This is a genomic window from Erythrobacter neustonensis (assembly GCF_001663175.1).
GTDB lineage: Bacteria > Pseudomonadota > Alphaproteobacteria > Sphingomonadales > Sphingomonadaceae > Erythrobacter > Erythrobacter neustonensis.
Genome location: NZ_CP016033.1, coordinates 552,123 through 576,596, shown reverse-complemented (window position 1 = coordinate 576,596; position 24,474 = coordinate 552,123). Strand labels below are relative to the sequence as shown.

The 24,474-nt window shown below is 66.0% G+C and carries 21 protein-coding genes; 5 read left to right on the top strand and 16 right to left on the bottom strand.

All coding sequences use genetic code 11. From position 1 onward, the window contains the following. Positions 1-127 precede the first annotated feature (127 nt). The 5 genes from A9D12_RS02765 to A9D12_RS02745 form a co-directional block, all read right to left on the bottom strand. Positions 128-889 carry a 3'(2'),5'-bisphosphate nucleotidase CysQ gene (locus A9D12_RS02765; protein ID WP_068349575.1) on the bottom strand — a complete coding sequence of 254 codons (762 nt, stop codon included), beginning with the start codon at positions 887-889 and terminating at the stop codon, positions 128-130. After that, complete coding sequence (gene cysN, locus A9D12_RS02760) at positions 886-2,799, bottom strand: sulfate adenylyltransferase subunit CysN (protein WP_068349573.1); 1,914 nt, start codon at positions 2,797-2,799, stop codon at positions 886-888. Before cysN ends, A9D12_RS02765 begins: the two co-directional genes overlap by 4 nt. Continuing rightward, entirely contained in the window at positions 2,799-3,710 is a 912-nt protein-coding gene (cysD, locus tag A9D12_RS02755) for a sulfate adenylyltransferase subunit CysD (protein WP_068349571.1), read from the bottom strand. The genes cysN and cysD overlap by 1 nt, the downstream gene beginning before the upstream one ends. 83 nt (positions 3,711-3,793) lie before the next feature. Continuing rightward, positions 3,794-4,606, bottom strand: coding sequence for a class I mannose-6-phosphate isomerase (locus tag A9D12_RS02750; protein WP_068349569.1), 813 nt, complete (start codon positions 4,604-4,606; stop codon positions 3,794-3,796). Further along, positions 4,606-5,643: a mannose-1-phosphate guanylyltransferase gene (locus A9D12_RS02745; RefSeq protein ID WP_068349567.1), complete on the bottom strand. Its 1,038-nt coding sequence runs from the start codon at positions 5,641-5,643 to the stop codon at positions 4,606-4,608. The genes A9D12_RS02750 and A9D12_RS02745 overlap by 1 nt, the downstream gene beginning before the upstream one ends. Positions 5,644-5,851: 208 nt before the next feature. Here A9D12_RS02745 and A9D12_RS02740 point away from each other — a divergent pair, with 208 nt between their 5' ends. Together A9D12_RS02740 and A9D12_RS02735 are read left to right on the top strand one after the other, a co-directional pair. Further along, the gene (locus tag A9D12_RS02740) at positions 5,852-6,934 is read left to right on the top strand and encodes a CaiB/BaiF CoA transferase family protein (protein WP_068349566.1); all 1,083 of its coding nucleotides are present in this window, start codon (positions 5,852-5,854) and stop codon (positions 6,932-6,934) included. Beyond that, the gene (locus A9D12_RS02735) at positions 6,934-7,395 is read left to right on the top strand and encodes a MaoC family dehydratase (RefSeq protein ID WP_068349563.1); all 462 of its coding nucleotides are present in this window, start codon (positions 6,934-6,936) and stop codon (positions 7,393-7,395) included. Before A9D12_RS02740 ends, A9D12_RS02735 begins: the two co-directional genes overlap by 1 nt. Before the next feature lie 124 nt (positions 7,396-7,519). On the opposite strand, the gene A9D12_RS02730 is transcribed toward A9D12_RS02735, so the two are convergent. The 4 genes from A9D12_RS02730 to A9D12_RS02715 are packed head-to-tail and all read right to left on the bottom strand — an operon-like array spanning position 7,520 to position 11,827. Further along, positions 7,520-8,920: an efflux transporter outer membrane subunit gene (locus tag A9D12_RS02730; RefSeq protein WP_068349561.1), complete on the bottom strand. Its 1,401-nt coding sequence runs from the start codon at positions 8,918-8,920 to the stop codon at positions 7,520-7,522. Between the two features lie 4 nt (positions 8,921-8,924). Then, positions 8,925-9,911: an efflux RND transporter periplasmic adaptor subunit gene (locus A9D12_RS02725; protein ID WP_068349559.1), complete on the bottom strand. Its 987-nt coding sequence runs from the start codon at positions 9,909-9,911 to the stop codon at positions 8,925-8,927. A gap of 33 nt (positions 9,912-9,944) precedes the next feature. Beyond that, the gene (locus A9D12_RS02720; protein WP_068353519.1) at positions 9,945-10,676 is read right to left on the bottom strand and encodes an ABC transporter ATP-binding protein; all 732 of its coding nucleotides are present in this window, start codon (positions 10,674-10,676) and stop codon (positions 9,945-9,947) included. A gap of 14 nt (positions 10,677-10,690) precedes the next feature. Further along, a complete protein-coding gene (locus A9D12_RS02715; protein ID WP_068349557.1) occupies positions 10,691-11,827 on the bottom strand; it encodes an ABC transporter permease in 1,137 nt (378 codons plus the stop codon). A gap of 95 nt (positions 11,828-11,922) precedes the next feature. Between A9D12_RS02715 and A9D12_RS02710 the strand changes: the two genes are divergently transcribed. Both A9D12_RS02710 and ftsH read left to right on the top strand, forming a co-directional pair. After that, positions 11,923-12,603, top strand: a complete 681-nt coding sequence (locus A9D12_RS02710) for a TetR/AcrR family transcriptional regulator (RefSeq protein ID WP_068349554.1) — start codon at positions 11,923-11,925, stop codon at positions 12,601-12,603. Between the two features lie 105 nt (positions 12,604-12,708). Next, positions 12,709-14,667, top strand: coding sequence for an ATP-dependent zinc metalloprotease FtsH (gene ftsH / locus A9D12_RS02705; RefSeq protein WP_068349551.1), 1,959 nt, complete (start codon positions 12,709-12,711; stop codon positions 14,665-14,667). A 115-nt stretch (positions 14,668-14,782) separates the two neighbouring features. Here ftsH and A9D12_RS02700 read toward each other — a convergent pair whose 3' ends face one another. The 4 genes from A9D12_RS02700 to A9D12_RS02685 form a co-directional block, all read right to left on the bottom strand. Beyond that, complete coding sequence (locus A9D12_RS02700; protein ID WP_068349549.1) at positions 14,783-15,841, bottom strand: DUF3667 domain-containing protein; 1,059 nt, start codon at positions 15,839-15,841, stop codon at positions 14,783-14,785. Positions 15,842-15,928: 87 nt separating this feature from the next. After that, a complete protein-coding gene (locus A9D12_RS02695; protein WP_068349547.1) occupies positions 15,929-16,657 on the bottom strand; it encodes a ParA family protein in 729 nt (242 codons plus the stop codon). A 178-nt stretch (positions 16,658-16,835) separates the two neighbouring features. Further along, positions 16,836-17,180 carry a DNA-directed RNA polymerase subunit omega gene (rpoZ, locus tag A9D12_RS02690; RefSeq protein WP_068349544.1) on the bottom strand — a complete coding sequence of 115 codons (345 nt, stop codon included), beginning with the start codon at positions 17,178-17,180 and terminating at the stop codon, positions 16,836-16,838. A 96-nt stretch (positions 17,181-17,276) separates the two neighbouring features. Beyond that, a complete protein-coding gene (locus tag A9D12_RS02685; protein WP_068349542.1) occupies positions 17,277-18,689 on the bottom strand; it encodes a 50S ribosomal protein L11 methyltransferase in 1,413 nt (470 codons plus the stop codon). Positions 18,690-18,965: 276 nt separating this feature from the next. On the opposite strand from A9D12_RS02685, the gene chrA reads away from it, so the two are divergent. Beyond that, complete coding sequence (gene chrA / locus A9D12_RS02680; RefSeq protein ID WP_068353516.1) at positions 18,966-20,291, top strand: chromate efflux transporter; 1,326 nt, start codon at positions 18,966-18,968, stop codon at positions 20,289-20,291. Here the strand turns inward: chrA and A9D12_RS02675 are convergent. The 3 genes from A9D12_RS02675 to A9D12_RS02665 are packed head-to-tail and all read right to left on the bottom strand — an operon-like array spanning position 20,288 to position 24,389. Next, positions 20,288-21,091 (bottom strand): lipid II flippase family protein, encoded by an 804-nt coding sequence (locus A9D12_RS02675; RefSeq protein ID WP_068349538.1) that lies wholly within the window; start codon positions 21,089-21,091, stop codon positions 20,288-20,290. The two genes, chrA and A9D12_RS02675, sit on opposite strands and share 4 nt — an antisense overlap. A 30-nt stretch (positions 21,092-21,121) precedes the next feature. Next, complete coding sequence (locus A9D12_RS02670) at positions 21,122-21,904, bottom strand: sulfite exporter TauE/SafE family protein (RefSeq protein ID WP_068349536.1); 783 nt, start codon at positions 21,902-21,904, stop codon at positions 21,122-21,124. Positions 21,905-21,944: 40 nt separating this feature from the next. Continuing rightward, a complete protein-coding gene (locus A9D12_RS02665; protein WP_068353513.1) occupies positions 21,945-24,389 on the bottom strand; it encodes a TonB-dependent receptor in 2,445 nt (814 codons plus the stop codon). Positions 24,390-24,474: the final 85 nt, after the last annotated feature.

Sequence of the window (24,474 nt, the reverse complement as noted above, 5' to 3'; positions counted from 1 at the left end):
ACCCTGCTTGCTGCATTGCACAATCATGATGCAGATGCCTTCGGGCAGACAAGCGGCAGTGTCAATCGCGCCCTGCGCAATGCAGCGGCCGACAGCGGCAGCCCGGCGGACCACGCAGCCGGTGCGATCAGGCGTTTGCCGGCAGGCGCGCGACTTCGGCGAGCACGCGTTCGGCCCATTCGGCGCGGCAAATCAGCAGGTCGGGCATGTAGGTATCGGCCTGATTGTAGACCAGCGGGCTGCCATCGATGCGCGAACAGTGGAGGCCGTGCGCCGCAGCGACCGCAACAGGCGCACAACTGTCCCACTCGTATTGCCCGCCGGAGTGGAGATAGACCTCCGCCTCGCCCCGCACCACCGCCATCGCCTTGGCTCCGGCACTGCCCATCGGCACCAGCTCTCCCCCGAGTGTGGCAGCAACCGCTTCGGCCTCGCGGGCGGGCCGCGTGCGGCTCACAAGGAAGCGCGGGCGGTCGGGCAGCGGGACAAGCGGCTGCAGCTGATCGGAGCGAAGCACGACGCCGACATCGAGGCCCGGCAGCGCCACCGCGCCGGTGACGGCGACACCATCCACCGCGAGCGCAACATGCACCGCCCAGTCGGCACGTGCCTCGCCGTATTCGCGGGTGCCATCGACCGGATCGACGATCCACACGCGTGATTTGGCGAGCCGCGCGGGATTGTCCTTTTCCTCTTCCGACAAAAGCCCGTCGTCAGGCCGCAGATGGCGCAATGCATGGCACAGGAACTGGTTCGCGGTTGCATCGCCCGCCTTGCCGAGCGCCTTGCCTTCGAACATTCCGCTGGCGCGAACCGCCATCAACAGCCGCCCGGCCTCTGCGGCAAGGCTTGCGGCAAGCGCGGCATCGTCAAGATCGGCGGCGCTCATTTCAGCGGCAGGATCTGTTCGATGATGTAACGCGCGGCCTCGTCGGGGGTCATGTCGACGGTGTTGACGCGGATCTCGGGGTTTTCGGGCGCTTCGTAGGGGCTGTCGATCCCGGTGAAGTTCTTGAGCTGGCCGCTGCGCGCCTTCTTGTAGAGGCCCTTAACATCGCGGCCTTCGGCAACCTCGAGCGGGGTATCGACGAAGATTTCGATGAATTCGCCTTGCGGCAGCATCTCGCGCACCATCTGCCGCTCGGCCCGGAAGGGCGAGATGAAGGCGGTGAGCACGATCAGCCCCGCATCGGTCATCAGCCTGGCAACCTCGCTCACCCGGCGGATGTTCTCGATCCGGTCGGTCTCGGTAAAGCCGAGGTCGCGGTTCAACCCGTGGCGCACATTGTCCCCGTCGAGCAGGAAGGTGTGGCGGTTCATCAGGAACAGCTGCTTTTCGACCGCGTTGGCGATGGTCGATTTGCCCGAGCCCGACAGGCCGGTGAACCACAGCACGCGCGGGGTCTGGTTCTTCATCCCGGCATGATCGTCGCGGGTGATGGAGGTCGGCTGCCAGTGGACGTTGTCGGCGCGACGCAGGCTGAACGCAATCATCCCGGCCGCAACGGTCGCGTTGGTGAACTTGTCGATCAGGATGAACCCGCCCAGCTGGCGGTTGGCGGCATAGGGCTCGAACGCGATCGGGCGGTCGGTGGCGAATTCGGCAACGCCGATCCCGTTGAGGCCCAGCGTCTTGGCCGCAAGATGTTCGAGGCTGTTGACGTCAATCTCGTATTCGGGCGGCTGGATGGTCGCGGTGACCGTTTGCGTGCCGAGCTTGAGCCAGTAGCCGCGGCCCGGTTTCAGCGCCTCCTCGTCCATCCACACCAGTGTTGCCCGAAACTGGTCAGAGGCCTGCGGCGGATCGCCCGCGCTTGCGATCATGTCGCCGCGGCTGCAATCGACCTCGTCGGCGAGCATGATCGTCACCGATTGCCCGGCAACCGCTTCGGCAAGATCGCCGCCGAAAGTGGCGATCGCCTTGACCGTGCTGGTCTTGCCCGATGGCACGATCCGCACGGCATCGCCCGGGCGCACGACCCCGGCAGCGATCTGTCCGGCAAAACCGCGGAAGTCGAGATTGGGACGGTTGACCCACTGCACCGGCATCCGGAAACCCTGTTCCTGCGCGGCAACGCTGTCGACCTCGACCGTTTCGAGATGCGCGATCAGCGCCGGACCATCATACCACGGTGTGTTGGCCGACGGCGCAGAGGTGATGTTGTCGCCCTTGAACCCTGAAATCGGGATCGCGGTGAAATCGGTGATGCCGATGCTGCTGGCAAAGGCGCGGTAATCTTCGACGATGCTGTCGAAGACCGCCCGGTCATAGCCGACCAGATCCATCTTGTTCACCGCCAGGACGACGTGGCGGATGCCGAGCAGGTGGACCAGATAGGAGTGCCGCCGCGTCTGTTGCAGCACGCCCTTGCGCGCATCGATCAGGATTACCGCGAGGTCAGCGGTCGATGCGCCGGTCACCATGTTGCGGGTGTATTGTTCGTGGCCCGGCGTATCGGCGACGATGAACTTGCGCTTTTCGGTGGCGAAGAACCGGTAGGCAACGTCGATCGTGATGCCCTGTTCGCGTTCTGCGGCAAGACCATCGACCAACAGCGCAAAGTCGATCTCCTGCCCTTGCGTGCCGTGCCGCTTGCTGTCGCTTTCGAGCGCGGCAAGCTGGTCCTCGAAGATCATCTTGGAATCGTAGAGCAAGCGCCCGATCAGCGTAGACTTGCCATCATCCACGCTGCCGCAGGTTATGAAACGCAGCAGGCTCTTGTTCTGGTGCGCGGCGAGATAGGCGTCGATATCTTCGGCGATCAGCGCGTCGGTCTGGAAGCTGGAGGGAGTTTTCATCAGAAATAACCCTCCTGCTTCTTCTTTTCCATGCTGGCATCGCCGCCATCCTTGTCGATCACGCGGCCCTGGCGTTCGCTGGTGGTTGTGAGCAGCATTTCCTGCACGACTTCGGACAAGGTCGAGGCGGTGCTTTCGACCGCGCCCGTCAGCGGGAAGCAGCCCAGCGTGCGGAACCGGATCGAACGCATCGTGATCTCGGGCGCCTTGCCCATCGCCGCTTCGAGGCGCGGCAGATCGTCGGCCATGAACAATCCGCCTTCATATTCGTAGGTGGGACGTTCAGCCGCGAAATAGAGCGGCACGATCTCGATCCCTTCGTTCATGATGTATTGCCAGATGTCGAGCTCGGTCCAGTTCGAGATCGGGAAGACGCGGATGCTCTCACCCTTTTTCTTGCGGGCGTTGTAGAGGTTCCAGAGTTCGGGGCGCTGGTTCTTGGGGTCCCAACCGTGGCTGCTGGTCCGGAAACTGAAGACGCGTTCCTTGGCGCGGCTCTTTTCCTCGTCGCGCCGCGCGCCGCCGAAGGCGACGTCGAAGCCATAGAGGTCGAGCGCCTGCTTCAATCCTTCGGTCTTCCACATGTCGGTGTGCAACGGACCGTGTGCAAACGGGTTGATCCCGCGCTCTTTCGCTTCGGGGTTCTGGTGGACGAGCAGTTCCATCCCGGCATCACGCGCGGCCTTTTCGCGCAAGGCATACATGTCCTGAAACTTCCAGGTGGTGTCGACATGCAGCAGCGGGAACGGCGGGGGCGCGGGATAAAACGCCTTCTTGGCAAGATGCAGCATCACCGCCGAATCCTTGCCGATCGAATAGAGCATCACCGGGTTATCCGCCTCCGCCACAACCTCGCGAAGGATATGGATGCTCTCGGCTTCAAGCCGTTCGAGATGGGTGAGGGAGCGCATGGCACACGGTGTTAAACGGTGCAAAGACCAAAACAAGCAAGTTTGCCTTTGTCTGCGCAAGGCAGGATTTCAGGCCGCGGCGATCAGATCGAGCGGGCGAGCAAGGTCACCTCGGCATGGGCAAAGTCGAGGTCGGCGAGGCTGTGTGCGATGAGGCTTTCGCCCGCTTCGGCCGCCACCGATCCGTCATGTGCGCGCACCGATCCGTGCAGCGGCAGCACCTGCACAACCCCCGGATAGGCCGCCAGCGTTTCTGAATCCGGCGCGCCGATGATCCGGTCCAGCCGGAAGAACGGGCCGTCGACCAGCCGCGTGCCATCGCGCACGCTGCGGCGGTGCGCTGCATCATAGGGGCCGGTGATGGCGACGCCCAGCGCTCGTTCGAGGTGGAGTTCGCGCGGCCTTCCGTAATCATACAGCCGAAAGGTGGTTTCGCTGGTCTGCTGCACTTCCACCAGCGCCAGTCCCGGCCCGATCGCATGGACGGTGCCCGCGGGCAGATAGAATAGGTCGCCTGCCTTGGCGCTGTGCCAGGCGAGCAAATCCTCGATACTGCCGTCCCGCGCCGCGGCGGCGACCGCGTCGCAGCTTACCTCGCGTTCGAACCCGATTGCGAGCCTTGCGCCGGGTGCTGCGCCGAGCACCAGCCAGCATTCGTCCTTCCCCGCCTCGCCCGGCTGCGCGTTGGCAGCGGACGGGTGCACCTGGACAGAAAGCTTTTCCGAGGTGAACAGGTATTTGACCAATAGCTGCGGCATTTCGGGGGCGGGTTCGAACCAGATTTCGCCGATCCGCCGGCCATCGGGCGCGGCAAAGGGCGCAGGCAGCAGGTCGCGGCCCCAGACCTTGTCGACCATCCGCATGGCAAGGCGGCGCGGGGCAAAGCCATCCGCCATTACTGGTCGACCGCTCCGGGCAATTTCCCCACAATCTGCGCCCCGTCGCGGCTGGTCACCAGCACCTCGCCATTGGCGACGACGATGCAGATGTCTTTGAGCCCGACGGCTGAAATCCGCGGCCCGTCGGTCATCGCGAACACATCGCTGCAATCAGCCAGATCCGCACGCCCGCGCACCACATTGCCTTCGGCATCGGCGCGGTCGGCCAGCGCATCGGCCAGCGCTGCCCAGTTGCCGATGTCGGACCAACCCATGTCGGCAGGCACCATGGCTGCGCGATCGGTGTTCTCCATCACCGCGTAATCGATCGAATCCCCGCTGATTGCGGCAAAGGGGGCGGGCGCGGGATGGAAGTGCGCGCCGTCCCACTGCCCCTGTGCCACAGCTTGCGCGACCAGCCGCGCCATGTCCGGGCGATGGCGGGCAAGTTCGTCGAGCAGGCATCCGGCCCGGAAGGCGAAGATGCCGCCGTTCCAGCTGTATTCGCCGGTTTCGAGATAGGTTTCTGCCCGCGCGCGGTCGGGTTTCTCGACGAATTCGCGGATCGCGTATCCTCCGGGGAGCGGCGCGCCGCGGCGCAGGTAGCCATAGCCCGTCTCGGGGCGGTCGGCGCTGATCCCGAAGCTGACCAGATAATCCTCGCGCGCGAGCGCTGCTGCGGCCAGCGCGGCCGAGCGGAACGCGGCGGTATCGGCGATATGGTGATCGCTCGGACACACCAGCATCACCGCCTCTGGCGGCAGCAAGGCCGCGGCCAGCGCGATCGCGGGCGCGGTGTTGCGCGCGGCTGGCTCGATCACCAACCGCGTGCCCGCCGCCGCATCGAGCTTGGCGATCACCAGATCGGCATGCGCCGCGCCGGCAACCACGATCGGCGCCGCAAAGCGATCATCGCCTGCCACCCGGCGCAGCGCCTGCTCGAACAGCGTCTCGTCACCCGTCAACGGCAGCACATGCTTGGGGGTCGCCTTGCGGCTCATGGGCCACAGCCGCGTGCCGCTGCCCCCGCACAGGATGACCGGATAAATCGTCATTGCTTCACTCACTACCGTCCGATCCTGCATCCGCTACATCACTGCCGGGTGCTGCGCCACGGCGAAGGCACGGCTTGCGTGCGTCGCCGCCTGATATCGCAAAAGTCCTGCAAGACGGTGAAGAGGCGCCTGCTTGCTATCGCGCGGCGGCTTTGCGATGAGCCGGGGACACAGGGCGGGCAAAGCCGCTTGCGGGAGAGAGCACCACATGAACCAGCCATCAGGGCCGCTTGCCGGCCTCAAAGTGATCGAATTCAGCGGCATCGGGCCGGGCCCGCATGTCGCGATGCTGCTTGCCGATCTGGGCGCCGAGGTGGTGCGGATCGACCGGCCGGGTGCGGGCGTCAGCAACCCGGTGGTCGAACGCGCGCGTCACCGCATGGCGGTCGACCTCAAGAGCGAGGAGGGCAGGGCGCAGGTGCACGCCGCGGTCGCACACGCCGACGTGCTGATCGAGGGCTTTCGCCCGGGCGTGATGGAGCGGCTGGGGCTGGGGCCGGAGGAACTGCTCGCCGCCAATCCGCGGCTGGTCTACGCCCGCATGACCGGCTGGGGACAGGACGGCCCGCTGGCGCAGGCCGCCGGGCACGACATCAACTACATCGCGCTCACCGGCGCACTTGCGGCTGTCGGCAAGCCCGGCGAGACCGCAACCCCACCGCAGAACCTCGTCGGCGACTTCGGGGGTGGGTCGATGTATTGCGCTTTCGGGATCATGGCCGCGCTGTATGAACGCGAACGCAGCGGCAAGGGGCAGGTGGTCGATGCCGCGATCGTCGACGGGGCGACCAGCCTGATGAGCTTCTTCTTCGGGGTGCGGGGCGTGCCGCACCTGTCGACGGAACGGGGCAAGGGGATGCTCGGCGGGGCGGCGCATTTCTACCGCTGTTTCACCTGCGCGGACGGCAAGGAGATCAGCCTCGGCTCGATCGAGCCGCAGTTCTATGCCGAGATGCTGGCCAAGGCCGGCGCTCCGGCGGAACTGGCGGAAGGCCAGATGAACCCCGCCAACTGGGACGACTACGCGGACAAACTGGCCGCACTGTTCGCCACCAAAACGCGCGCCGAGTGGTGCGACCTGCTCGAAGGCAGCGATGCCTGCTTTGCCCCCGTGCTGGGGATCGACGAGGCGCGGGAGCATCCGCACATGAAGGCGCGCGGTGCCTATGTCGAACACGACGGCATCTGGCACACCGCCCCCGCCCCGCGCTTCAGCCGCACGCCCGGCGCGGTCCGTTCCAGTGCGGATGACGGCGCGGACGTGGTCGCGCGCTGGGGGAGTGCGACCTGATGGCGGGCAAGTTCTTCGACGAATGGCAGGTGGGCGAACGGATCGAACACCCGATCCGCCGCACCGTGACCGAGACCGACAATCTGCTGTTCTCGACGATGACCCACAATCCGCAGCCGCTCCACATCGATGTGGAAGCCGCAAAGGCGAGCGGGTTCGGGCAGATCCTCGTCAATTCGACCTTCACCTTCAGCCTGCTGGTCGGGTTGTCGGTGGGCGAGACGACGCTGGGCACGCTGGTCGCCAACCTCGGCTTCGACAAGGTGGTGACGCCCAAGCCCGTATTCATCGGCGATACGCTGCGCGCCTCGTCCGAGGTCAAGGAGCTGCGCGAGAGCAAGTCGCGGCCCGATGCGGGGATCGTCACCTGGGTTCACGAAATGACGAATCAACGGGATGAGGTGGTGTGCCGCTGCGAACGCTCGGCGCTGATCCAGCGGCGCCCTGTTGGAGACACATGAGACACTGTCCAGAACAGGAAAAGCCTCCTGCCCGGACGGGGTGATGATGCGCCGGTCGCGGCGCTGACGACGATGGCAAAGAGCGCGCAAGGATTAGCGCCGCGGCGTGGTGTAGGAAAGCGCGCTAGTCCGCGGGCTCTCCGCCCAGCGCCTGCCACAGAACGATCCGCGCACGCGCCGCACGGCCCAGCGCGGCTGCGGTGTTCTCGCCGCTGGTATCGGCAGCCCGGCGCGCTTCGAGCACGTCGAGGAAGCTGGCGAGCCCGGCCTTGTAACGCGTTTCGGCGATTCCGGCGGCGCGCGCCAACTGGTCGCGCTGCGTGATCGCCAGTGCAGCTTCGGCATCGGCGGCTTCGACCACGCCGTAAGCCGCCTCGGCATCGCCCAGCGCCTGATAGACCGCGCCGCGATAGGCGGCAAAGGCGGCGCGCTTGTCGGCGGCGGCGGCATCGATCCCGGCCGCGACACGCCCGAAATCGAGCAGCGGGCCGGCGATCCCGCCGGTCAGCGTGGTCACCAGCGAATCGTTGAACAGTTCGCTGGGGTCGAACGCCAGCAGCCCGATCACGCCCGACAGCGTGATCCGCGGGAAGCGTGCGCGCGCTGCGGCGGCCAGATCGGCATCGGTTGCGGCAAGTTCGGCGGCGGCGGCGGCGACATCGGGCCGATTGGCAAGCAGGTCGGACGGCAGGCTCGCCGGCGCCGCCGCGGGCGCAAGCGCGGGGGCGGGGGTCGCCAGCGCGGCGCGCACCGTCGCGCCATCCTGCGCGGTCAGTGTCACTAGCCGCCCGACCAGCCGCGCGCGCTCGGCCTCCAGCGCGGCAAGGCGGGTGGCCGATCCGCTTGCGGTCGCCTCGGCACGCACGCGGTCGAACCCGGGGGCGATCCCGGCATCCTCGCGTGCCTTGGCAAGCGCGGCAAGCTGGCGCGCAGCAGCGCCATCGGCGGCAATCGCGGCAGCGCGCGCATCGAGCACGCGCCAGTCGGTAATGCTGGCGGCGATTTCGGCGAGCAGCGCGAGGCGCACGCCCTGCGCCTGCGCGGTGGCGGCATCGATCCGGGCCAAAGCGGCGCGTTCCTGCGCCTTAAGCCGCCCGAACAGGTCGATGTCCCAGCTGGCACTGATGTTCGCGCCGTAAGCGGTCTGTTCGCGCGGGATGAAGCCCTGCTGCCCGGCGGTGCCGAATTGCGCGGGGTTGATGCGGTTGCGGGTCACATCGGCATCGGCGGAGATATTGGGCAGGCGTTCGGCCCCGGCCCGGCGCGCGCCCGCGCGGGCGCTGTCGATCCGCGCCAGCGCCTCGGCAAGATTGGGCGCATCGTTGAGCGCGGCCTGCGACAGCGCGGTGTAGGCGGGATCGCGTTCAGGCATCAGCGCGGCAAGCGCTGCGCCCGCCTGGGCCTGCGGCGTGTAGAAGAACGCGCGCGGCAGCTCGGGCGCAGGCGTGGCAACATCGGGCACGCTGGCACAGGCGGCGAGCATGAGCGGCAGCAGCGCAGCCCCGGCAAGGATCGGGCGGGCCATCGCCTTACCCTTCCGACTTTGCAGGCGCACCCGGTTTGGCCGGGATAAAGGCATCGATCTGCTGGCCGACGCGGAAGGCATCGGACGGCGGCAGGGCATAGATCAGCTGGAGCACGCGCACATCGACGCGCTCGGCGGCCGAATTGGTCAGCGATCGCTTGGGCACCACCTGCGGTTCGGCGCGCACGAAGGTGGCGTTGACATGCTGTTCTGCCGCGCCGCGCGGGGACACCACCGCAGGCTGGCCCAGGGCAACGCGCGCGATTTCGTTCTCGTCGATATCGATGCGCACGTGGAGCGGGCTGGTTTCGCCCATCTGGATGAAGGGCACGGCATTGCCGCCGCCCTGCGTCGCGACATATTCGCCCTTGCGGATGTTGACCGCGAGGATCTCGCCCGCAATCGGTGCGCGCACGGTCAGCCGGTCGATCTCGGTGCGGGCCGCAGCGGCGGCAGCGCCGGCCGAGGCGAGCCGCGCACGGGCAAGGCCCAGGCGGCTGGTGGCGGCGGCCTCCTCGCCCTCGGCACGGATCACTTCGGCGCGGGAGACGGCGGCAGGATCGGTGAGCCCGCGATAGAGCGCGAGCTGCTGGCGCGCGGTTTTCTGCGCGGCGGCGGCTTCGTTGATGGCGGCGCGCGCCTCATTGATGGCGGTGTTGGCCTGTGCAAGGCTTGCCTGTGCGGCGCGCGCATCGACCATGAACAAGACCTCGCCGCGCGCAACGCGGTCACCCGGCGCGACGCGGACATCGGTGACCAGACCCGACAGGGCCGAACCGATATCGATGATCTCGCTCGATGGCTCGACGATGCCCGCACCCGCAACGCGCGGGGCATTGGCGAGCTTGCCGACCGCCTTTGGTGGCTGCTCGGCGGGCGCGGCGGTCGAGCGGTCGGGCAGGCCGGCGATGATCAGCCAGACGGCGATCACGACCCCGATCAACGCAAGGGCCGGCAGGATCTGGCGGGCAAAGCTTAGATTGCGGAGCATGGTGTCCTCGGCGGATTGGAGAGGGTGGGGGTATCAGTGGTCATCGGGCATCTCGGTCCCGTCATGGGTGATGCGGCCGTCTTCCAAGACGATGATGCGGTCAGCGAGATCGAAGATGCGGTTGTCGTGGGTGACGATGATGCAGGCCCGGTCAGGCGCGACCGCGACTTCGCGCAAAAGGTCCATCACCCGGCGGCCCGACGAGGCATCGAGCGCCGCGGTCGGTTCGTCGCAGACCACGAGCCGCGGTTCGTGCACCAGCGCGCGGGCGATCGCGACGCGCTGCTGCTGCCCGCCCGAAAGCTGGCGCGGCAGCTTGTCGGCCTGATTGCCGATATTGAGCTTGTCGAGCAGCACCTTGGCCCGCTCGCGCGCTTCGGCCAGCGGCACGCCCTGCGCGATCAGCGGCACCGCGGCATTGGCCGCGACATCGATCGAAGGGATGAGGTTATACTGCTGGAAGATGAAGCCGATGTTCCTGAGACGGAAATTCACCAGCTGGGTATCGGTGAGCTTGTAGATGTCGGTGCCGAACACCTTCACCTCGCCTTGGGTGGGATAAAGGATGCCGCACATGATCGAGATCAGCGTCGTTTTTCCCGACCCGCTCTCCCCCACCACGTAGGTCAGCTCGCCCGGGCGAATATCGGTATCGATCCCGTGCAGCACGCGGATCGTGGTCTGCCCCGCCTCGAATTCGCGGATGATCCCGCGCGCGCAGATCGCCGCTTCGGGCGCGCAGCCGCCGATTGCCGTGGTATCCATGATTGCCGCCTCGCTCACCGGAACACCGCCGCCGGTTCGGTTTTCAGCACGGATCGGATCGCGATGAAGCCGGTGATCGCAAGGATCACGACCACCGCGACCAGACTGATCAGCGGGATCTGCCAAGGGATGTAGAACCCCTTGAAGAAGGGATTGGCGCCGAAGCCCTTGATGAAGGCGACCGTGCCGACCACGCCGAGGCCGTAGCCGATCATGCCGACCATCCCGGCCTGCACCGCGACCATCTGCACGATCTTGCTGTTGGTCACGCCGATCGCCTTCAATGCGCCGAACTGCTTGATGTTGTCGCGCAGGAACAGGCTGAAGGTGAGTCCCACGATCGCCACGCCGACGACGAAGCCCAGAAACACGGTGATCCCGAAATTGACCGGGATGCCGGTGTTCTCGATGATGAAATCGACCCCGGCGCCGGCGAATTCCTTGCGGGTTTCAGCCTTCAGCCCCGTCTCCGCCTCGATCCGCGCGGCGACGCCTTCGGGGGTTTCGCCCTCGCTTACCCCCACCAGCACGAAGGACAGGCGGTTGCGGGTGCCCGGCACGAAGTTGAGCGCGCTCGAATAGCGGGTGTACAGCACCACGGTGCTGGTAAAGCTGGGGATCGCATCGGAAATCCCGCGGATCACCGCGCGCTGGTCGTTGAGTTCGAGCCGCTCGCCGATCGGGCTGTCGCCGTTCGAGAACAGCCGCGTCACCCCGACATCGTCGATCACCACCGTATCGGGCGCGAACATCACGTTCTTGTCGCCCAGCGCCATGCGTTCGGGAAGGCCGATCAGTGTCGCATCGTCGACCCCGATCACCGCCACGCCTTCGAGATCACCCGCCTTGGTGCGGACATTGGCCTGCGCACGCAGATGCGGCACCGCCCATTCGACCCCGCGCACCGCGCGCACCTTGTCGAGCGCGGTCGAGGGCATGGCATAGCTGACATCGGTAGTGCGGCTGACCGGGTCCATCACCCACACCTCGGCCTCAGGCGCGTTGTAAACGCCGCTTGCGCCACGTTCGACGAGGTTGACGAAAATCGTCATCTGCTGGGTGATGAGCAGCGTCGAAAAGGCGATGCCGAACAACAGCCCATAGAACTTCTGGGCATCCCCGGTGAGCATCCTGATGGCGATCCAGAGCACGTGATGCGATACCTTTGCGGCGGCGAGGGGTTGCGCGAGCGGAGGACTCGGCCCATTATTGAACGGTAGCGTTTAACTGAACGGAGCCGTTCACTTTGTCAATCCGGGGTTCATCCGATCCTGAAAAAAAACCTGTCCGGCTTGCCGCCAAAGGCAAGCGGGCCGGCCGACCGCTCGACGCTGCCAAGCGCGCGGCGATCGTCGATACGGCGGCGCATCATTTCTTCCATCATGGCTATGCCGCCACCGCGATTGAGCAGGTTGCGGGCGATGCCGGCGTCTCCAAGGTCACGATCTACAACCAGTTCGGCGACAAGCGCGCGCTGTTCGCCGCAGCGGTTGAGCGCGAATGCGAGAAGATGCGCGGGCATTTTTCGCTCGACGCGATGCCGCAAGGTTCCATCGCCGAGCGGCTCACCGCGATCGGCGAGGCGATGAACGCCTTCCTCTCGCGCCCCGAAATGATCCGCTTCGACCGCCGGATCGCCGCCGAGACCGAGGCCGAGCCTGCCCTTGGCCTCGCCTTTCTCGAAGCCGGCCCGTGGCGGATGAAGGAAGCCTTTGCCGCATGGCTTGCGCACGCGGCGCAGGCGGGCGAGCTCGTGGTGGCCGACCCGCTGCTCGCCGCCGAACAATTCGTCGCGATGTGCAAGGGCATGGGCGATCTCGAATGCCGGTTCGGCGCCGAAGTCAGCGCACAGGACCAGCATCGCCGCATCGCCGGCGCGGTCGAGGTGTTCCTCGCCGCCTATGGTGCGCGCGGTGACGATCGATAATTCGCATCACCCTGTTCGAAAATTGGCACGCTTCACGCAGCGGCGCATGATCTTGCCATTCACCGCAGCGATCCTACATTGCCACGGAGGAAAGGAATCCCCCGAATGAGCCAGCAGAACGATCCCCAGCCGCAAGGCGAAGGCCCCAACCCCTGGGTGAAGCAGCTGATGATCTGGGGCGGGATCTTTCTTGCCCTGTTGTTGGCGGTGAGCATCTTCGGCGGTGCCGGCCAATCGAATGGCGCGACCATGCGCTATTCCGACTTCCGCGCCGCGATCGCCGAAGGCGAGGTGCAGGACGTGCAGATGTCCAACGAGCTGATCACCGGCACGCTCAAGAACGGCGACAGTTTCAGCACGGTTCCGGTTCCCAACGATGTCGGCATCACCAAGCTGATGGAAGACAACGACGTGCGCTTCACCGGCAAGCAGCGCGAAAGCCAGAGCGTGCTGTTGTTCATCCTCCTCAATTCGTTGCCCTTCATCCTCATCCTCGGGATCGCCTTCTTCGCGCTGCGCCAGATGCAGAAGGGCGGCAATGGCGGTGCGATGGGCTTCGGCAAGTCCAAGGCCAAGATGCTGACCGAAAAGTCGGGCCGCGTGACCTTCGATGATGTCGCCGGGATCGACGAGGCGCGCGAGGAACTGCAGGAGATCGTCGAATTCCTGCGCGATCCGCAGCGCTTCTCCAAGCTGGGCGGCCAGATTCCCAAGGGTGCGCTGCTGGTCGGCTCGCCGGGCACCGGCAAGACGCTGCTCGCCCGCGCGATCGCGGGTGAGGCGGGCGTGCCGTTCTTCACCATCTCGGGTTCGGACTTCGTCGAAATGTTCGTCGGCGTCGGCGCCAGCCGCGTGCGCGACATGTTCGAACAGGCCAAGAAGAACGCGCCCTGCATCGTCTTTATCGACGAAATCGACGCGGTGGGTCGCAGCCGTGGTCATGGCCTCGGCAATTCGAACGACGAGCGCGAGCAGACGCTGAACCAGCTGCTGGTCGAAATGGACGGGTTCGAAGCCAACGAAGGCATCATCATCATCGCGGCGACCAACCGCCCCGATGTGCTCGACCCCGCCTTGCTGCGTCCGGGCCGGTTCGACCGTCAGGTCGTGGTGCCGGTGCCCGATATCGACGGGCGCGAGAAGATCCTTGCCGTCCACATGAAGAAGGTGCCGCTGGCCCCCGATGTGAACCCGCGCGTGATCGCGCGCGGCACCCCGGGCTTCTCCGGCGCGGATCTTGCCAACCTCGTCAACGAAGCCGCGCTGCTCGCCGCGCGCCGCAACAAGCGGCTGGTCGCGATGCAGGAATTCGAGGACGCCAAGGACAAGGTCATGATGGGCGCCGAGCGTCGCAGCATGGTGATGACCGACGACGAGAAGAAGATGACCGCTTATCACGAGGCGGGCCATGCGATCGTCTCGGTCCACGAGGAAGCATCCGACCCGATCCACAAGGCGACGATCATTCCGCGTGGCCGTGCGCTGGGCATGGTGATGCGCCTGCCCGAGCGGGACAGCTATTCCTACCACCGTGACAAGATGCACGCGAACCTGTCGGTTGCGATGGGTGGCCGGGTGGCCGAGGAAATCATCTTCGGGCATTCCAAGGTCAGCTCGGGCGCATCCTCGGATATCCAGTATGCGACCAGTCTGGCGCGCAACATGGTGACCCAGTGGGGCATGTCGGAAAAGCTCGGGCCGCTCCAGTACGAGGAACAGTCCGAAGGCTATCTCGGCATGGGCGCGGCGCAGCGCACCTTCCGTTCGGGCTCGACCAACGAGCTGATCGACAACGAGATCAAGGACCTGGTCGAAGGCGCGCATGCGCGGGCGACCGATATCCTCAAGACGCATGAAGACCAGCTCCACCTGCTCGCGCAGGCGCTGCTCGAATACGAAACGCTGACGGGCGAAGAGATCAACACGCTGCTCGAAAGCGGCAAGATCGACCGTCCCGATGCGCCGCGCGGGCCGAGCGTTGTGGTTCCGGTGCGTGGCTCCGCGATCCCGCGTGCGGGCAAGCGGTTCGGCGGCAAGGCCGACGAGGCCCCGCAGGGCGCCTGATCGCGCGCAGCCGCTAAGCTGATACGATCCCCCGTCCCCCTATCGCGCAAGGCGATCTGCGGGACGGGGGATTTTTCTCAGGCAGAATGCGCCTGTCCGGCGCACGCCCGGAGGCTCAGAACGCGCCCAGCAGGGCGAGGATCAGCAGGAACAGCATCATCACCACCTGCGTGCTGAACAACAGCACGGCAAACCGCCACAGCGCGGAAAAACGGCTGAGCGAGTAGGCGTAGCGCAGCTGCTTGTAGAGATGCAGCGGCGCGGCAATGCTGAACAGCGCGATCACCCAGCCCATGCTCCCCGGCACCGTGCTGAGGATCGACATCACGATGAACAGCAGCGACATGAAACTGAGCGAATAGGTCACGAACACCGCGTGATCATAGGCCTTGAACTGCGGGCGCCAGGCGAACATCAGCCACAGGAACGGGATCGACAGCGGGATCAGCAGCCAGCTGAACTTGTAACCGTTCGACTGCAGCTTGTAGATCATCAGGCCGGGGTTCTTTTTCCACTTCTCGAACACGTGGCTTTCGATCCAGCTTTCGGTCGGATCGGCATTTGCGGTGTTCTTTTCGGAAGTTGCCTCAGGCTTCGCCTCCGCGAGGATTGTGTTCAGCGTCTTGACCTCGCTGTCGATCTCGGTGCGGCGCGGGCTGCCTGCGGGCAGCGCGCCGCGTTCCTGTTCGAGCGTGGTGATCTGGCGCTGGATGTTGCGCTGGAACGGGCTGTCGTCGGTGAAGCCCTCGATCATCCCATCGGCAAAATCGGTGGGCGCGGTGACCCCGACCATCTGGAACACCGCAAACATCGCGAAGACCGTGAACAGGAACATCGACATCGGGCTGACGAACTTCGCGCGCTCGCCCGCGATGAACCGGCGGGTGAGATCGCCGGGCTTGGCGATCAGCAGCGGCAATGTGTGCGACAGCTTGCCGTCGAGGTGGAGCACCGCGTGGAGCAGATCGTGGCCGATCGCGGCAAGGCTGCGGTGAAGGTGCGCCTTCTGCCCGCACTCGGGGCAGAAATTGCCCGTGAACACCGTGCTGCAATTGGGGCAGGCGACCGGCCCGGCCGCGGCATGGGCGCCGGGCAGGGCGGTGTCATGCGATGTGGTGCGGGCCAGCATCGTGCCCTCGATCATCGTGCCGATGCCATCGGATATGTCAGCCATGTGCCCGCCCTTGTTATTGCCGTTGCTATAAGCGCAAGTCACCGGACCGCGGAAGCGCGAAATTGGCGTGTCGGCCAGGCGATGCCGCTATCCCGCCAGCTTGCGTTCGATCGCGGTCCACAGCTGCGCCATTGCACGGCTTGCCGGTGAGCGCGGCGCGATCGCTCCGACCGGACGGCATTCCACCGCGCACTGCTCGACCACGCTGGCGAGCGGGATCACGGGCCATGCCGGATTGGCATCGCGCACCGCCTTGTGCAGCGCGCGGCGCAGGTCGACCATGGCGAGGACGGGCAGGATCGGCGGGTGATGCTTGCCATTGGCGCGCACCTCGGCGGCGACCACCTCGAAGGCGCGGGCGGACAGCGGGGAAGGGGGCAGCGGCACGATTACCAGATCGGCGGCGCGGATGATCTGCGCGCTCAACTCATTGAGCACCGGGGGGCAATCGAGAATGATCCGGTCGTAGCTCTGCCCCAGGCCTTGCGTCAGCCGGGCGAGGCGTTTCTTCTTGCCCAGCAATCCCAACTGCCGCTCGAGCGCGCGGATGCTTTCATCGGCGGGGAGCAAGTCGAGACCGGGATAGCCGGTCGGCCGGATCAGTTTGGCCGGGTCGCTGCCGCTTGCAAAGATGCTTTCGGCGCTGCGTTTCTTGCGGGCATCGACCCCGAGCAGAAACCCCGATCCGTTCGAGGCATCGAGATCCCACAGCAGCGTCTTGCGGTTCGACAGCGTGGCCGAGGCCCATGCCAAATTGACCGCCAGCGTGGTTTTGCCGACCCCGCCCTTGACGCTGTAGATTGCGATCGTTGCCATTGCTGCTCCCTGCCCGCTGACACAGGGATAGCGGGGCCCCATCGCTTGGCAAGCGGGGGCAAAGCGGGGTCAAACGCCGGTCAAACAGGGGTCAAGAACGCGAAAGGGGCGGTCTGGACAGGGCCTAAACCCCGCCAAACCGCCCCTGAAAATCGAGCATCTATTTGATACGAAACGATTATCCGTCGTAATCGCCGCCCAGCGACGAGGTGCGCGCAGGCGCCGATGCGGTGATCCGCAGCGCTTCGGCCGACTGGCTGAGCGAGCCGATTTCGTCCGCTTCGTCCTCGTCGTCGGGGAGGATCTTCTGCAGACCCGTCACCAGCGATTCATGCAGGCCGGCGGGCGTGATCGTTTCTTCGGCGATTTCGCGCAGCGCCACGACCGGGTTCTTGTCGCGGTCGCGGTCGATGGTCAGTTCGCTCCCGCCCGAAATTTCGCGCGCACGCTGGGCTGCGAGCAACACCAGGTCGAACCGGTTGGAAACCTTGTCGACGCAATCTTCAACGGTAACGCGTGCCATGGGCGGGCCTTTACAAGAATCGCGGATAGTAGGGAAGCGCGTCGGCTAGGCCGCGGGCCCCGCAAAGTCAAGGAAAACGGCGGCAGGCCCGCGCGCTCACGCCGCCTGCAACAGCGCCCCGCCCGCGGCAAGATCGAGCGGGCGCACGATCAGCGTCACCCGGTCATGCCCCACCGCCAGCCGCAGCACATCGCCCGCACGCACGGCGATCGGCGCGGGAAAGGGGTGGAGCACCTGCAGCCAGCCGCCATCGCAATAGCCATCGGGGTGATTGTCGAAGCTGATCCCCTCGGCCAGATCGACATGCATCCACTGGACGATCCCCGCCGCGGTGCCATCGGCGGTTACGCGGATGTCGAGCGTTTGCAGATCGCTGTCGTGGCGGCGCTGCGTCAGATCGATGCGCACCAGTTCGACATCGTCGCTCAACCGCGTCCAGTCCGTCATCGTCCCGTGGATCGGCAGTTTCTGCGGCCCCAGCGCGCCGAAGCGCGACACGTCGAAGCCCGATACCCGATCGACGAACACGTAATCTGCGAGCACCGGGCTTTCGACCAGACAGCCGATCGCCGCCGCGGCGCGCGGGATGACGATCGCATCGTCTTTGAGCAGGCGCGCATGCGCATCCTCGAAGGTGTCGATCACCTTTTCGGTGAGGAGGTCGCTCGACAGGATTTCGGAGACGAGGATATCGGCGCGCGCGTCGAGTTCCCGGCCCACTTCGAGCGCGCTGGACAGCGCGGTGTGGACCGCGATCCGATCGGCATAGCCATTGTCGGCGATGATCGCGCGCGCGGTGTCGGCGATCACCGGCACCACCTCGCAGGCGGTGATTGCGCTGGCCCCGGCGCGCGCGGCCATCATCGACAGCAACCCGCTGCCCGTGCCGATATCGAGCACCCGCGCATCCGGCCCGGCAGCGGCGACCGCAGCGATGATCGCGGCCTCGAAGGCGCCGTTGCGCCGCGCATCGTTGAGCATCGGGATATGCCAGAAGGGCACCAGTTCGGCCGAGAGGCGGCGGATCTGGTGTTCGATGTGCAGATTGCCCGGCTGGAGCGCGAGCGCGCGGGCGAACATCTCGAGCGCCTCGCTGCGCTCGCCCGCATCGGCGAGCATCACGGCCAGATTGTTCGCGGTAACGGCATTTTCGGGATCGGCGGCGAAGCTGGCGCGCAGCATCGCGATGGCATCGGCGCTGCGGCCCAGCCGGCCATTGATCAGCCCCTGTTCGTGCAGCGCCACCGGATTGCCCGGATCATCTGCGAGCACCGCATCCCACAATGCGAGCGCCGCAGGCAAATGTCCGCGCACGGCCATGATGCCTGCGAGGATCGGGCGCACTTCGGCCACGCGGTAACCCGCTTCGATCACGCGGCGATAGCGCGGCTCGGCGGCGGCAAGATTGCCCGCCTGCTGAAGCGCCAGCGCCTCTTCGAGCGTGGCGCGGATCGCGGCAAGATCTGCCGGGTGGGGGGATGGGGCACACAAGGGGGCGGTGTCGGTCATGCAATCTCCCGTCGGCAGTGGTGGGCAGGATGGTGCATGGGTTACCGCAGGCGATGGTTAAATCGCCTTCGCCTGCCCCTACGTGGAATCGCGAGGGGGCTTAAACACCGGGTGCTTGCGCATGGTGAAACCGCGCGATAGATCACGGTGTTGCGGGGTCCAGCAACCTCCCGTCTTGGCCTTGAGAGGCCCAAGCGTTGCCTCGTCACTCCCATGCCGTGCGTTTTGCGCGGCGGGACCAATTTCGAGGGTCGCATGGACGGACCGGATGCATCGATGACGGTTTCTGGTGCGGATCGGGGGCGTTCGCAGCCATCCTTTGCGGCGCTGCTGCGGGTGTTCACCCGGATCGGGTTTCTCAGTTTCGGCGGGCCGGCGGGCCAGATCGCGTTGATGCACCGCGAACTGGTGGAGCAGCGCAGCTGGGTGGCGGAGGAGGATTTCCTCCACGCGCTCAATTTCTGTCACCTTTTGCCCGGACCCGAAGCGCAGCAGCTGGCCACATGGATTGGCTGGCGGCTGCACGGGATGCGCGGCGGGCTGGCGGCGGGGATGCTGTTCGTGGTGCCGGGCGCTGCGGTGATGCTCGCGCTGTCGATGCTCTATGCGGTGGCGGCGAACCTTGGCTGGGTCGCGGCGCTGTTTCTGGGGGTGAAGGCGGCGGTGCTCGCCATCGTGGTGCAGGCCTTGCTGCGGATTGCGGGCCGCGCGCTCGATACGGGGGCAAAGCGGGCGCTGGCGGCGGCGGCGTTTGTCGGCCTGTTCGCCTTTGCGCTGCCGTTTCCGCTGATCGTGCTGGGGGCTGGCGTGATCGGGATGCTGATCGCGCGCGCGCAGCCCGATTGGCTTGCGCTCAAGCCTTCGGGCACGCCCGGCGCGCTGCCCGCAAGGCCGTGGCGCACGACGGTTCTGTCGGTGCTGGTGTGGGGCGCGATCTGGGCCGCGCCGATGGCGCTGATCGCGGTGACGCTGGGGCAGGGGCATGTGCTGTGGCAGGTCGGTGCGTTTTTCTCGCAGCTCGCGATCGTCACTTTCGGGGGCGCCTACGCGGTGCTGGCCTACATGGCGCAGGAAGCGGTGCAGGGGTTCGGGTGGCTTCAGGCCGGCGAGATGGCCGATGGGCTGGGCCTTGCCGAAACCACGCCGGGGCCGCTGATCCTGGTGACGCAGTTCGTCGGCTATCTTGCCGCCTATCGCGCGCCCGAGCCGTTCACCCCGCTGGTCGCGGGCTTGCTGGGGGCGGGGCTGACGACATGGGTGACCTTCGCGCCGTGCTTCCTGTGGATCTTCGCGCTCGCGCCGTGGATCGACCGGTTGGGGCAGGCGGTGTGGCTCAAGGGCGGGCTGGCTGCGGTGACCGCGGCGGTGGTGGGCGTGATCGCCAATCTCACCGCGTGGTTTGCGCTGCACGTCCTGTTCGCCCGTGTCGGCGTGGTGGAGGCGGGGATGCTGCGTCTGTCATGGCCCGAACTTGCCAGTTTCGACTGGCGTGCCGGCGTCCTGACCGCGCTTGCCTTTGCGCTGGCGTTCGGGGCGAGGTGGGGGGTGCTGCGGCTACTCGCGGCGTGCGCGGCGGGGGGCCTCGTGCTCAGCGCGCTCTAGAGCCAGCCTGCTGCCCAGGCGATCGCTACTGCTGCGGGCACCAGCATCATTTGCGCGATCAGCGTGCCTGCCAGCCGGCTCAACGACACCCAGATCATCGCCCGGCGGAAGGTCGCCTCGCTCACCGAGCCATCGACCACATCGTCGGTCAGCGCGGAGATCTGCGGGTCGATCAGCGCGAACAGCAGGATCGTGGCAAAGCCGTTGACGATCGCGGTCATCTGCGAGGCGGTGACGCGAAATTCGGGGACGAGGTAGCCGGCATAGAGCGAGGCGATCACCCCCACTGCCAGCAGCGCCTGCGCCAGCGCATTGGCGATGAGCACGCGCCAGCTCACCCCGCGCTCGCCCTTCAGCGATTTGAACGTCTCGCCCGTAGGGATCGCGACCGAATCGCGCAACGTGGCGAGGCCCGAAGGGGTCATGCTGCGCAGGATCAGCCGGGTGGTCGAACGGTTGGCCTGGAAAAAGGTGATCGCAGCGGCGAACACCCGCTGCCCTGTCGGCACCAGCACGATGCCGAGCGCGACCGAGATCGCCGCCGCCAGCAGCACTAGCCTGAGATCCCAGATCAGCATGGAGCCGTCGCCCGTCGCAAGCGCGGTCTCGATCCGCTTGGCCAGGAAGGGGCCGAGAAACCCGTTCGATGTGCGGCTGACCAGCAGCAGCACGTTGAACAGGGCGAACGACAGCGCGATCCGCCCCGTCCGCACCCCCGCGATCCGCGCGGCATAGGCGAGCGCGCCGATCAGGTTGATCACGCCGGTCAGGGCGCAGATCAGCAGCAATTCGGTATCCATCGGGCGGGGTTCCTGGTGCGGCAGCCCGGATCAGATGATCGGCCAGGCCTTGTAGACGTTGTAGGCGCTGGTGACGATCAGCACCAGCGACACTGCGAACAGCAGCGTGCGCGGCTGCACCTTGGCCGTGATCCGCGCGCCGAACGGGGCGGCGATCACCCCACCGACGATCAGCCCGGCGGCGATGTTGAGATATTGCGAGAAGACCTCGGCACCCAGCGACAGGGCGAAGGCGATCGTGATCGATGAAGTCACCAGAAATTCGGTGGTGTTGACCGTGCCGATAACCTTGCGCGTATCTCCGCCCTGGACCAGCAGGTTGGAGGTGACCACCGGCCCCCATCCGCCCCCGCCCGCGGCATCGAGAAACCCCCCGGCCACCGCCAGCGGCGCGGTGAATTTCGGATCGGCGACATGCGGTGTGAGCTGCCGGACCGCCTTGATCAGCAGGTAAATACCGATTCCGGTGAGGTAGAGCATCACGAACGGACGTGCGACCGAGGCGTCGATGTTCGACAGCACCGTTGCCCCGGCAACCCCGCCGATGATCCCGAAGGGCGCAAGCCGCCTGAGCAGGCCCCAGTCGATGTTCCGGTGGACGATATGGCTGGTGCCCGATGCGGCAGTCGTGAACATCTCGACGCCGTGCACGCTGGCCGAAGCGACCGCCGGGGGCAGCCCCATCACGCTCACCAGCATCGTCTGGGTGATGACCCCGAAAGCCATGCCCAGCGCGCCGTCGATCATCTGCGCGGCAAAGCCGATCGCGATGAAGGGGGCGAGCGCGATCAGGAACTGGGTGATGTCAGGCATGAGGCATGTCCTCTCTGCGGGAATGGAGGGGTCTGGTCATTCAGAAAGTCAGTGCGGCGGTCACGCCCCAAGTGCGCGGATCGCCGGGCAGCCCCGCGATCAGCCCGGTATTGCCCGGCCCCACGAAGAGCTGCTCGAAATAATTCTCATCGAAAGCATTGCGCACCCAGCCGAACAGATTGAGGCCGCCGTCTGTACGAAAACCAAGGCGGAAATTGGACAGGGCATAGCCATCGACGAAGGTGTAGGCGGACGGCGAAGGGTTTGACGAGAAGTTCGACCGATAGGTGCCGTCATAGCCCAGATAGACTTCGCCGCTCTGGCCGAGGAATGTGGCCGGCACATTGCCTTCCGCGCCGAAGGACACCGCCCATTTCGACACACCGGGCAGGCGCTGTCCGGAAATGTCGCAGTTCGCCGGGCTGATCCCGCCGGGGGTGCCGGGTGCGGACGGGGTCTGGCCCGCACTCGCGGTGGTGCCGCCCGACAGTTCGGGCGGGCAGGGCGCATCGGTGAAGCGGACATATCGGGCATCGGTGTAGGCCGCGTTGGCATAGGCGGTGAAGCGCGCGCTGGGGCGGATCGCGAAGTCCGCCTCGATCCCTTGCGAGCGGACCTTGCCCGCATTGGCGAGATAACCGCGCAGCACCCCGAATTGTCCGTTATTCACGGTCGCCTGATAATCGCGGATCTCGGTGCGATAGGCGGCAAGGTTGAGCGTGACCCTGCGGTCCCAGAACTGGCTCTTGAGGCCCAGCTCGAAATGGTCGACCTTTTCGGGGCGGATCGTGCCCGCTGCCGCGATCGGCACGCCTGCCGCGTCGGTCGGCAAGCCGTTCTGGTTGATCCCGATCGTCTTGAAGCTTTTGGCGTAGGTGCCATAGGCCAGCACATCGGGCGCCAGTTCGTAGCTGGCGGTCAGATCATAGGTCAGGTTCCAGTCGGTATCCGACGGCGCGCTCAATTGCGGCTGATAGATCGCCAGACGCGCGCGGCTGACCGCGTCGGTTTCGGTGCCCAGCAATTCGGTGCCCGCCTTGGTGAACACGCGGCGCTGATAGAAGCCCGATTTCTTGTCGTAATTGAGCCGCGCGCCCGGCTGGATCGTGAAGGCATCGGTCACCTTCCACGAAAGCTGCCCGAACAAGGCCGCGCTGGTGCTTTTGAGAACCTGCGTGTTGCGCGCGGTCAACCCGTCGAGCACGGAGGGATCGGCCGATAGCGGATTGCTGGGGGTGATGTTCCAGCGGCTGGCGTTGACGCCTTGCGATTCGAGACCCTGCGTGTCGATCCGCTGGTTGAAGCCGAACGCGCCCAGCACGAAATCGATTCGATCGCCGCTGTAGGTGTAGCGCAATTCCTGCGTATACTGGTCTTGCTGCGAGGGGTTCTGTGAGCGCGCGACGATCGACAGCCCGGTGAAATCGCGATCGTTTTCGGGCTTCCAGTCCCAGTAACGCCACGCACTGACCGACGTCAGCGTGCCCGGCCCGACATCCCAGGTGATCTTGAGCGCCGCGCCCGCGATCACATTGCCCGCATTGAGATTGCTGTCGAGGTCGGTCAGCCGGTCGAAGGGATTGGTCGAAGGCGGGGCATAGTTCTGCGCCGCGGCCAGCGCGGCAAACTGGCGGTTCAACGGGCGCTGCGTCGCACCGGTGCCCACGAACACCGATCCGCAGCACACCGCGTCCTGCTTGTTGTAATCGCCCACCAGCTTGATCTTGAGCCGATCGGTCGGCTCCCACAGGATCTGCGTGCGCAGGCCAATATTGTCGAGGCTCTGGATATTCTCGCCCGTCACCACGTTGCGGATCGTGCCGTTGCGGCTGGTGCCCGAGAACGCGACGCGCGCGGCGACCGTGTCCGACAGCGGGCCGGAGACGGCAAGGCGCGCCTGCTGGAAGTTGTAATTGCCGATGCTGAGTTCGGCGCGGCCTTCGAAATCGAAGGTCGGCTGGTTGGTCTGGATGTTGATCGCGCCCGCGGTGGTGTTCTTGCCATAGAGCGTGCCCTGCGGCCCGCGCAGTACTTCGATCTGCGCGACATCGAGAAAATCGAACGTGGCCGAGGCGACGCGCGAATAATAGACATCGTCGACATAGATGCCCACGCCCTGTTCGAACCCGTCGCTGGTCAAGCCGAAGGGCACGCCAAGACCGCGGATATTGACTGCGGTGTTGCGCGGGTTCGACGAATAGAACTGCAGCGTCGGGGCCAGCTGTTGCAGCCGGTTGACGTTGAAGGCGCCGGTCTCGTCAAGCTGCTGCGCGCCGAGCACCGAGACCGCAAGCGGAATGTCCTGCGCGCTTTCCTGCCGGCGGCGCGCGGTGACGATGATGTCGCCGGTGCTGTCGCTTTCGGCGTCGACGCTTTGTGGTTCGGGCGGGGCCGTGGCGGTTTCCTGCGCTGCGGCAGGGTTGGAAACCAGCGCGGCAATGCCGGCACCGAGCAGCAAGGTGCTGCGGAAGGAAATCGGATGCATCATGTCTCGCCTTTGCAAACGGGCGTGCATCCGGCTGTCCGGTCTGCGGTCCCCTGATGATTGTGGTGTGAGCGGATCACGCAAG